10 protein-coding genes are annotated in these 10,625 nt (G+C 71.2%); all 10 read right to left on the bottom strand.

Annotation, left to right across the window (positions count from 1 at the left end):
• Nucleotides 1-14: 14 nt before the first annotated feature.
• Nucleotides 15-1,214, bottom strand: a complete 1,200-nt coding sequence (locus PQB87_RS39015) for an arabinose transporter (protein WP_489244642.1) — start codon at nt 1,212-1,214, stop codon at nt 15-17.
• Between the two features lie 23 nt (nt 1,215-1,237).
• The gene (locus PQB87_RS39010) at nt 1,238-2,776 is read right to left on the bottom strand and encodes a DHA2 family efflux MFS transporter permease subunit (protein WP_489244640.1); all 1,539 of its coding nucleotides are present in this window, start codon (nt 2,774-2,776) and stop codon (nt 1,238-1,240) included.
• 2 nt (nt 2,777-2,778) lie between these two features.
• Nucleotides 2,779-4,026, bottom strand: a complete 1,248-nt coding sequence (locus tag PQB87_RS39005) for an HlyD family secretion protein (RefSeq protein WP_060061276.1) — start codon at nt 4,024-4,026, stop codon at nt 2,779-2,781.
• Nucleotides 4,023-5,471, bottom strand: a complete 1,449-nt coding sequence (locus tag PQB87_RS39000) for an efflux transporter outer membrane subunit (protein WP_489244638.1) — start codon at nt 5,469-5,471, stop codon at nt 4,023-4,025. Before PQB87_RS39000 ends, PQB87_RS39005 begins: the two co-directional genes overlap by 4 nt.
• 162 nt (nt 5,472-5,633) lie before the next feature.
• The gene (locus tag PQB87_RS38995; protein ID WP_374709007.1) at nt 5,634-6,149 is read right to left on the bottom strand and encodes a shikimate kinase; all 516 of its coding nucleotides are present in this window, start codon (nt 6,147-6,149) and stop codon (nt 5,634-5,636) included.
• Entirely contained in the window at nt 6,146-6,826 is a 681-nt protein-coding gene (locus tag PQB87_RS38990) for a hypothetical protein (protein WP_489244637.1), read from the bottom strand. The genes PQB87_RS38995 and PQB87_RS38990 overlap by 4 nt, the downstream gene beginning before the upstream one ends.
• Entirely contained in the window at nt 6,823-7,959 is a 1,137-nt protein-coding gene (pheA, locus tag PQB87_RS38985; RefSeq protein ID WP_174414929.1) for a prephenate dehydratase, read from the bottom strand. Before pheA ends, PQB87_RS38990 begins: the two co-directional genes overlap by 4 nt.
• A gap of 40 nt (nt 7,960-7,999) precedes the next feature.
• On the bottom strand, nt 8,000-8,989 hold the full coding sequence (locus PQB87_RS38980) for an NAD(P)H-dependent flavin oxidoreductase (protein ID WP_489244634.1): 990 nt from the start codon (nt 8,987-8,989) through the stop codon (nt 8,000-8,002).
• Nucleotides 8,990-9,012: 23 nt separating this feature from the next.
• Entirely contained in the window at nt 9,013-9,417 is a 405-nt protein-coding gene (locus tag PQB87_RS38975) for a thioesterase family protein (protein WP_027792286.1), read from the bottom strand.
• A gap of 39 nt (nt 9,418-9,456) precedes the next feature.
• Nucleotides 9,457-10,608: an acyl-CoA dehydrogenase family protein gene (locus PQB87_RS38970; RefSeq protein ID WP_489244632.1), complete on the bottom strand. Its 1,152-nt coding sequence runs from the start codon at nt 10,606-10,608 to the stop codon at nt 9,457-9,459.
• Nucleotides 10,609-10,625: the final 17 nt, after the last annotated feature.

Raw genomic sequence — 10,625 nt, 5'->3', positions numbered from 1 at the left:
CCGTCCGCCGGGGTTCACGGGGGCGACCGGTCGGCGTGCATCAGCCACGCTGTCAGCAGGACGCCGGCGAATGCGGCACACGCGCCGACGGCGAAGGCGGACGGGTAGTCGGTACGCGCGACGACCCAGCCCGCGAGCGGGCCGGTGCACGCATAGGCGACATCCTGGAACGCCGTGAAGCCGCCGAGGGCGGTGCCGCGTGCCTGTGCCGGCACGTGCCGGAGGGTGGCGACACCGAGCGCGGGAAAGACCAGCGAACAGCCGAGGCCGGATACGGTCGCGCCGACGAGCGCGACGCCGGATGCCGGCGCGGCCCACAGGAGAACCTGGCCGATCGCCTCGATCGCGAGTGCGGCGAGCGCGACCGGATAACCGCCGAGCCGGTCGGGCAGATGGCCGAACAGGACGCGGACGAGAACGAAGGCGCCGCCGAAGCAACTGAGCGCGAGGCCCGCGCCTTCCCATCCGCGCGCCTGGAACAGCAGCGTCACGAACGCGCCGATCGCCGCGAAGCCGACGCCCTGCAGCGCGAGGCTGCATCCGGGCCGCGCGATGATTCGTAGCACGCGGGACAGCGGCACCCGCAGGCCCGGCTGCGGCGCGACGGCAGGCAGCGTGGCGACGAGCGCGAGTGCGATGCAGGGCAGGACGATCGTGGCGCCGGCCACGGCCGCCAGCCCGCCGGCGCGCGCGAGCGCCATCCCGCATGGCGCGCCGAGCGCGATCGCGCCGTAGAGGGCCATGCCCGTCCACGAGAGCACGCGGCCCGAGCGGGTCGCGCCGAGCGTGCCGATGCCCCACGCGAGCGCGCCGGTGACGAGCTGGCTTTCGCCGAGCCCGGACAGCAGCCGCGCGGCAACCAGCAGCGCGAGACGTGCGCCCGGGCCGGCCGGCGCCGTGGCGCTCGCGACGTAGACGCCGCCCGCGACGACGCACGACACGAGCCCCGCGCACATCGTGCGCTTCGCGCCTCGATGATCGGCGCGGCGGCCCGCGATGCTCCGCGTGAGCACGGTCGCGAGGAATTGCGCGCCGACCGCCGTGCCGACGACGAGCGTGCCGAAGCCGAGCGTGTCGTGCACGTACAGCGGCACGACGGGCAGCAGGACGCCGAAGGTCAGCGCGCCGAGAAAGACGCCGAAACAGATGAGCCGGGCCGTGCGGGCCGGGGCGATGTCGGGTGCGACGACGTTGTCGAGGTCGGGGGCGTTCATCGGAAGGGGCCGGTTGATCGGCGTCACGGACGCCGGTAGCGGATGGACCAGACGGTCAGCAGGGTCACGCCGAACAGCAGCAGGCAACCGAACGAGAAATCGTTGAGCGCGAGCATGTGGGCTTGCACGTCGATCGAGCGGCTGACCGACGCGAGCGCGCCGGCCGGCGACATGCCGGCATGTTCGAGCCGGGCGAGCCAGTCGCCGGCAGCCGGATCGAACGGCGTGATGCGATCGACGAGGTACGTGTTGTGAACGCGCGAGCGCCGTTCGAAATAGGTCGGCGCGACGGAGGTGGCGACGCTGGTGCCGATCCGGCGCAGCGCATTCTGCACGCCCGACGCCGCCGGTAGCCTTTCGCGCGGCAACCCGGCGATCGACAGCGACACGAGCGGGGTGATGAAAAACGCGGTGGCCGCGCCCATCAGCAGCGAGTTGGCCGCGATGTCGCCGAGCGTCACGTCGGTATTGAAGCCCATGCGCCAGAACGACGCCGCGCCCCAGCCGAGCAGCGCCACGGTCGCGAGGTGGCGCGGGTCGGTGCGCCCCTGGATGCGCCCGATCAACGGCGCGATCACGATGCCGGCGATGCCGAGCGGCGCGGTGGCGATGCCGGCCCAGGTCGCCGTGTAGCCCTGCTCGGTCTGCAACCAGAGCGGCACGAGCACGAGCGCGCCGTAATAGACGCCGAAGCCGACCGTCACCGCGATCGTTCCCGCCGTGAAACCGCGATCCGCGAACAGCCGCAGGTCGACGATCGGATGCGCGTCGGTCAGCTCCCAGAGGACCAGCGCGACGAACGACACGACGCAGAGCACGGCGAGCGCGCGGATCTCGACCGCCGCGAACCAGTCGAGGTTCTGGCCGCGGTCGAGCATCAGCTGCAGCGAGCCGAATGCGGCGGCGAGCAGCAGCAGGCCGACGAAATCGACGGGAAGGTGGCGGGTCGGGTTGTCGCGCCGGCCGAGGAAGCGGGTCAGCACGAGCAGGACCAGCGCCCCCGTCGGCACGTTGACGTAGAAGATGTAGGGCCACGAGAGGTTGTCGGTGATCCAGCCGCCGGCGATCGGGCCGAGCACGGGCGCGACGAACGTGGTGGTCTGCCAGACCGACAGCGCGACGTTGCGGCGCGCGGCCGGAAACACGGCCAGCAGCAGCGCCTGCGAGAGCGCGGTGATCGGCCCGGAGGCCGCGCCCTGCAGCGCGCGGAACAGCAGCAGCGATTCGAAATTCGGTGCGAGGCCGCACAGGATCGAGGTCAGGACGAACAGCACGACCGAGACCCGGAACAGCCGCACCTGGCCGAAGCGCTGCGCGAGCCAGCCGGTCAGCGGCAGCGTGATCGCGAGCGGCGTCGCGAACGACGTCAGCATCCAGGTGCCCATGTCGGGCGCGACGCCGAGATCGCCGGCGATGGTCGGTACCGCGACGTTGGCGATCGTCAGGTCGAGCGTCTGCATGAAGTTGGCGACGCTGATCGCGATCGCGACGAGCACGAGAGCCGGGCCCTGCAGCGGCTCCAGCGGCAGTTTCGGCGCCGCACCCCGAGCGACGGGCGCCATGCTCAGGCTCCCGGCGCGCGGCGCACGGCGGCGCCGTCGTTCGCGCGGATCGTGTCGTTGACGAGGGCGTCGCCGGACGAGGCATCGTCATCGAAGATCGACGTCGCGTCGATCGGGCGCCGGGCGGCGGCCGGCGCGGGGCGCACGGAGGCCGATGCGGTGCCGGGCGCGCCGTCGCCGAGCACGACCGATGCGTTCATCGACAGGCCGATGCGCAGCGGGTGCGCGCGCAATTCGCCGGGATCGAGCGCGACCCGCACGGGTACGCGCTGCACGACCTTGATCCAGTTGCCGGTCGCGTTCTGCGCGGGCACCGACGCGAATGCCGAACCCGTGCCCGCCTCGACGCCTTCGATGCGGCCGTGGAACACGACGTCGGAGCCATACAGGTCCGAGCGAAGCTCGACGGCCTGCCCGGCGTGCATGCCGCGCAGCTGCGATTCCTTGAAGTTGGCCTCGACCCACACATGGTCGAGCGGCACGAGCGCCATGGCCGGCGCGCCGGGCGTGACGTGCTGCCCGACCTGCACGACACGGCGTGTCACGAGCCCCGCCAGCGGCGCGCGGATTTCGGTGCGGCGCAGTGCGAGCGCCGCACTGCGCACCCGCGCGGCCGCGGCGCGCACCAGCGGGTTCGAGTCGATCGACGTGCCGTCGACGCGCGCACGCGATGCGTCGTATGCGGCCTGCTGCGCGTCCAGCGCGGCGGACGCACTGGTCATCGCGTCGCGCGCATGGCGGATGTCCTCGCGCGATACGCCGCCGTCCTGCGCGAGGCCGAGCCGTCGCTGCAGGTCGTCGGAGGCCTTCGACAGCTCGGCCTTGCGCTGGAGGATCTGTGCCGCCTCGCGCGCCGTGTCGGCATGCGCGGTGCGGTACTCGCGCACCGCATGGGCGAGCTGTGCAACGGCGTCGTCGAGCGCGAGCTTCGCATCGGTCGGATCGACGCGGAACAGCGGATCGCCGGCACGGACCCATTCGGCGTTCTGCACCATGATCGTGTCGACCGTGCCCGCCACCTGCGGCGATACCTGCACGACATCGCCCGTCACGTAGGCGTCGTCGGTCGTCTCGGTGCCGCGCGACGTGACCCACCAGTAGCCGCCGGCCAGCGCGGCCAGGGCGAGCGCGATGAAGAACCAGCGGAAATAGCGGCGCCGCGTGGTGCGCAGCGCCGGTTCGGCGGGCGGGGGCGACGCCGCGCCCGCGGCGGCCGGCGCGGCGGCCGGCGGGGTGTCGGTGCGATTCATTGTTGGGCTCCGGGGTTCGTTGCGCCACCGAGCGCGGCGATCAGCCGGACGTGCTCGACGGCAAGTGAGGTATCGGCGCGAGCGACCGACCGGCGGTCTTCAAGCAGCCGGGTTTCGGCCAGCAGCACGTCCAGGTAGCCGGAAATGCCTTTCTGGTAGCGCCGCGTCTCGATGTCGTAGGTCTGCTGCGCGCGTGCCAGCGCATCGCGATTCAGGTCGCGCTGCCTCGCCAGCGCGTCGAGCTGCACGAGCGAGTCGCTGACCTGGGCGAGTGCGTGGACGACGGTGTCGTCGTAGTCGGCGACGGCGGCGTTGTACGCGTCGGTCTGCGCGCGCAGGCCGGCTCGCAGCCTGCCGCCTTCGAAGATCGGCAGCGTGATCGCGGGGCCGGCGCCGAACGTGCCGCTGCTGCCGTGAAGCAGCGCGCGAAAGCCGAAGCTCTGCACGCCGGCGAACGCCATCAGGTTGATGTCCGGATAGAACGCCGCGCGGGCCGCGTCGATGTCGGCCGACGCGGCCTCGACGCGATAGCGGGCTGCCAGGATGTCGGGCCGGCGCCCGACGAGCGCGGCCGGGAGCGCCGCGGGCAACGGCGTGACGGCATGCAGCACGCGGGGGGACGGCGTGAGTGTGTCCGCATAGCCGGGCCCGCGCCCGACGAGCGCCGCGAGCCGGTGGCGCAGCAGCGCGACGGCCGCGCGCTGCCGCTCGACATCGGCCTGCGCGAGCGGCAGCGGCTCGCCGGCACGCGCGACCGCGACCGGCATGTCGAGTCCCGCCGCTTCACGCTGGCGGGTGAGGCGCAGCAGGTAATCGTGCTGACGCAGCGTATCGTTCGCGATGTCGAGCAGTTGCAGCTCGAGCGCGAGCTGCAGGTACGTTTCGACGAGCGCGGCCTGCAACGACACGGTTGCCGCGCGCTCGAGCGACTGCTGCTCGCCGGCGCGCAGGGTCGCGGCGCGGGTCAGCGCGCGCAGGCGCCCGGCAACGTCGAGATCGAACGACGCATTCAGCAGCGCCTGCGCGTTGACTTGCCAGTGGCCTGCGGCGGGGGGCGGGGTGGTGTAGCTGCGCGGCAGCCGCGTCGGCGTCGCGCTGACCGCTGCGCCGAGCAGCGGCAGGGAATCCGCCGCGCTGACGTCGGCTTGCGCGAGCGCCTCGTCGACCCGGGCGCGCTGGGCCTTCAGCGACGGCGCGCCCGCGAGCGCGTCGGCCAGCACGCGGTCGAGCTGCGGATCGCCGAAGGTGCGCCACCATTGCGCGTCCACGTCGGCCTGACCCTTGGCCGCGTGAAGGGCGAGGCCCGGGTCGAGCTGTTCGACCGGGGTGATCTTCTGTGGGTCCGGCTGCTGGCCGAACGGGGCACAACCGGCCATGACGGCCGCCGTCACGGCTGCCGTAGCGATCGAACCCCATCTTCGAGTCGAGACAAGAAACTTGGACATGATCGGTTTCCACGAATCCGGTTGACGAATTCAGACTATCTAAAAATATATCTTTAGATATTCTCAAACAAGGAGCAACTGTCAGAAATGGCAGTGGGGAGCGCCCGTGACGGGGCGGGAAGGGAACCGGGAGCGGGGCAGCCGCGCGCATGGGCGCGACCGTCAGGCGGACGCGGATTCGGCGAGGGCCGCCGCGACGATTTCGTCGATCGACGCGCCGCGCGTGTCGAGCAGGCGATGCGCGCAGGCCCGGTACAGCGGATCGCGCGTCCGCTGCAACTCGGCCAGCACGGCGCGCGGATCGGGCACGTCAAGGAGCGGGCGCGCGGGATCGCGCCCGGTGCGCCGGTACAGCGCGTCGATGTCGCTGACCAGGTAGATCACGTGGCAGCGCGCCTTGAGGCGCGCGCGGGTGTCGTCGCGCAGCACCGCGCCGCCGCCGGTGGCGAGGATCAGCGTGTCGCGTTGCGACAGCGCATCGATGACGCCGGCTTCGCGGGCGCGGAACGTCGGCAGCGGAAACAGCATGGCAAGCGGGGCGCCGAAGCGCTGCTCCATCTCCCGGTCGGAATCCGCGAACGGGCGGTCGAGTGCCGCCGCAAGCGCCGCGCCGATCGTCGTCTTGCCCGCACCGGGCATGCCGATCAACGCGATGCGCGGATGGTGCGCTGCCGTCACAGCCGGCTCCGCAGCGAATGCGTCCGGCGCGTCGCCGCCGTGATACGGCGCAGGCGCACCGTATTGGCGAGGCGGTCCAGGACGCCGGTCATTCTCGCGGGCGATACGGGCGCGGCACCGGGTTGCGCGAGCAGATCGCCCAGCGCGATGCCCCCGACCTGCACGTCGTTCGCAAGCAGCGCGTCGGTCAGCATGGCGACGCTCGTATCGATGCCGGCCCACGCATGGCCGAAATCGGCGAGCACGCGGCGCGAGGTCGCGGGTGCCGCGAGGCAGTCGCGCCAGGGCACGAGTACGCCGCCGACGGGCGCCGCGCCACGCGCGGTTTCCAGCAGCCGCCAGCCGTGCGCGGTGGCGCCGTTCCGCGTGCACCAGCGGCCATAGGCCGTCGCGGACGTATCGACGACCAATGCCGTCGGCAGCCGCAGTCTGCCGAGCCGGCGAAGCAGCGCGGCCCGCGCATCGTCGTCGACGTCCGGCGTGGCCACGCGCTGCACATGCGTCAGCAACTCCAGTTCGTCCTCGTAGTCCGCGTGCAATGCACGCAACCAAGCGCCGGTGTCGCGACGCAGCGACGGCGGCACGACCCCGAGCAGGACCAGCAGGCGGTCGTCGTGGCCGTCGCAGATGGCCCGCACCCGGCGCGCGACGGCGGTATCGGCGGACGCGGCACTCATGTCGCGCTCGGCTCGGCAACGGCGCCGGCATCGACGAAAGGCGCGCGCGGGTAGGAGCCGAGGATTCGCAGGTCGGCGGCGGTCGTCCTGATGTCGTCGAGGGCGGCGCGGACATGCGCGTCGTCCTGATGGCCGTCGATGTCGACGAAGAAGCGGTACGCCCATCCGGCGGCGCGGCCGGGACGCGCGTCGAGCCACAGCACCGAGATCCGGTGCCGCGCCAATGCATCGAACACGCCTGCGAGCGCGCCGATCGTATCGTCGAGCTTCAGCAGGAGACTGGTGCGGTCGTGGCCTGTCGGCTCCGCCGGCGGCCCGCCGAGGACAAGAAAGCGCGTGCGATTGCCGGGTTCGTCCTGGATCGCGTTCGCCACGATACGCAGTCCGTAACGATCGGCCGCCCGTTCGCCGGCGATCGCCGCGCAATCCGTCATGCTCGCTGCTTCGCGGGCGGCCGCGGCGTTGCTCGCGACAGGCACGCGGCGCAATTGCGGCGCATGCGCATCGAGCCACGCGCGGCACTGCGCCAGCGCCTGCTGATGGCCGAGCACGCAGTCGACGCCTTCGAGCGTGCCGGATGCGCTCAGCAGGCAGTGCGCGACCGGCAGCACGATCTCGCCGACCACCGGAGCGGTTGCGTCGGCCAGCAGGTCGATCGCGCGCGTCACGGTGCCTTCGGTCGAGTTCTCGATCGGCACCACCGCATGGTCGACGTTCGCGGCCGCCAGTGCGGCGAACGTCGCTTCGAGCGTGTCGCACGCATGTGGACGGATCGGGGCGCCGAAGTAGCGCTGCATCGCGGTCTCGGTAAAGGTGCCGGGCGGGCCGAGGAACGCGACCGACGGCACCTGCTGCAACTCGCGGCTGACGCGGAACAGCGTGTGCCAGATCGCCGCGACGTGGCGCGCCTGCAGCAGCCCGTGCGGCCGGGCGCACAGCCCCGCGACGATTTCCGTTTCCCGGGCCGGCTGGCGGATCGTCCGGCCGTCGAGCGCCTTGAACTGGCCGATCGCGGCGGCATGCTGCATCCTGCGCGCGATCAGCGCGAGCAGTTCCTGGTCGATGGCATCGATCTGCGCGCGTTGCAGCGCGACCGGATCGTGAGCGGGCGAGGCGGTGGCGGTGAGGGTCATGACGGTACCGTGGAGGTAGCGAAAGAAAGCGGGTGCCCGCTCAGTGCGCGGGGGCGTGCCGGCCGATGCGGGCGGACTCGTGACGCACGCGTTCGAGTGCGACGCCGTACTCGATCTCGAGCTGCGCGACGATCTGCTCGACGCTCAGCACCGTGTCCATCGAGCCCACGCCCTGGCCGGCGCCCCAGATGTCGCGCCACTGGCGCGCGCCGGATTCGGGCGAGAAATCGAGGCGCGCGTGCTCGCTGCGGGGCAGGTTGCGGACGTCCATGCCCGCAGCCTCGATGCTCTGGCGCAGATAGTTGCCGTGCACGCCGCTGAACGCATCGGTGTAGACGATGTCGGCGGCGGTGGCCTCGACGATCGTGTCCTTGTAGCGCTGCGCCACGTTGGCTTCGTGAGACGCGAGGAAGCGGGTGCCCATGTACGCGCAGTCGGCACCCAGTGCAAGCGCCGCCGCGATGGCCGCGCCGGTGGCGATCGCGCCGGACAACGCGATGAAGCCGTCATGAAGGCGGCGCACCTCCGACACCAGCGCGAACGGGGACAGCGTGCCGGCATGGCCGCCCGCTCCGGCCGCGACCAGGATCAGGCCGTCGACACCGGCCTCGAGCGCTTTTTCCGCGTGTCGTACGGTCGTGACGTCGTGCAGGACGACACCGCCGTAGGCGTGCACGGCTTCGACGATCTCGCGCGGCGGCGCGCGCAGGCTCGTGATCAGGATCGGCGTGCGCCGGTCGATGCAGATCCGCAAGTCCGCTTCGAGCCGCGTGTTGGTCTGATGGCAGATGTGATTGACCGCGTAGGGCCCCACGCACGCTTCCGGACGGGCGGCACGGTGCGCGGCCAGTTCCTCGTCGATGCGATCGATCCAGTCGCCGAGCTGCGCGCTCGGTCGCGCATTGAGCGCGGGAAAGGCGCCGACGATCCCGCTCTTGCACTGCGCCAGCACCATCTCGGGGTAGCTGGCGATCAGCATCGGCGACGCGATCAGCGGCAGGCGCAGGTCGTGCAGCGGCGTCGGGCGCATCGGGGTGTCTCCTCCAGTGGTGCTCATTGCGCGACCGGTGCGCGGTCGCGGCGCTCGGCAAGCCGCTCGTGAAAACTGTCGCGACCGACCGCGCAGCGTGTATGGATGCCTTCGCCGACGACGCCGGCCGCATCGCGAACCGACACCTTGTAGGTCATCATCCGGCCTTCCACGGAGATCAGCTCGGCGTCCACCGTGACTTCCCAGTCGGGCGGCGTCGGAGCGAGATGCTTGATCTCGAAGTTGTAGCCGACCGTCATCAGGTCGGAGCCGAGCAGGTGATCGGTTGCCTGCATGCAGGTCTGCTCGATGAAGATGATCATGATCGGGCTGGCAAGCGCGTGCGCTTCGCCGCCCCATTGATCTGCAAGCGAAATCGTATCGACGCGGTGCGTGGCACGGGCACGGAGGCCGGGCTGGATGGTCAAGGCAGACTCCTTCGGGATGAGAAACGAAAAATCGAGCACTCAGGCCGCGTGCATGTGCGACGCGGTCGCGCGTCGCTGCATCTGGCTGAAGATGTTGCGCGCGTGCATTTCTTCGGTGCCGCCCGCGGTTCCCATGGCGAGTGCGTCGGCAACGAAGGTCGCGAGCGGGCCGCGGCGATAACCGTCGCTGCCGTAGATCGCGAGCAGGTGCAGCGCGGCCTGGGTCAGGTCGCGGGCGCCGCCCAGTTTCGCAATCGAGCAACTGGCGAGCGCGGACGAGTCGCCCGCCCTCAACTGGTCGAGTGCGGCGAGTGCCATCCAGCGCGAGCGCTCCGCACCGACATGAATGTCGACGAGCCGCCGCTGGACATGCTGATGCTTGTCGAGCGTCACGCCGAGCGCGCCGCGTTCGCCGACGTACGCGAGTGCGTCGTCGAGGAACGGCCCGACCACGTCCGCGCACAGCAGGCCGAACAACGCGCGGTTCATCGACGCGATGTCCATCAGCACGCGCAATCCGTCCTTGGGAGTGCAAAGCAAATCGTCCGTGCCGACGGGAACGCCGTCGAACGTCATGTCGCCGATCGGCAGATCGGCGACGCCCAGGGTTTCCTGGGGCGCGGTGCGCGTCACGCCGGCGCGCTGCGGATCGAGAAGAACCAGCGCCGTACCGGGGCGACCGTCGTGCGTGGCGCTCGCGGCGACGAGGATCAGTGCCGCGTCCGGGGCGTGGCTGATGTTGTACTTGTGACCGTCGAGGCGGCCATCCTGGCCGTCCAGCGTGACGCGGCTCTGCAGTGCGCGGATTTCGGTGCCGGTGCCTCTTTCGGAAATGGCGGTCGCGGCCACCGCGCCGGACGTCAGGGCCGGCAGGAAACGGTCGCGCTGCGCCGGTGTGCCGTGGAGCAGCAGCGCGCGTATCACGGTCGCCTGATTCGCCAGCGCCATCGCGAAGCCGACGGATCTCGTCGCGGCCACGATCGCCTCGAACGCGGCGATGAACACGTTCAACGACGCGTCCGCGCCTGCATCGCGGCCGGCGACGAGCGTGCGCCACAGGCCTGCTTCGGACAGCGCGCGCCAGGTTGCCCAGTCGAAGCCGCGGCGCGGCGACGGCGCGAAGTGACGCAGCGCGATGGCGCGATAGGTGGCGGCGGCAGCGCGTTGATCGGGGGTGGCTTCGAAGTTCATGGTGTCCCTGAGGCGAT

Source organism: Burkholderia sp. KL41 (genome assembly GCF_057005415.2).
The sequence above is the reverse complement of the archived record's forward strand: the minus strand, read 5'-3'. Positions and strand labels throughout refer to the sequence as shown.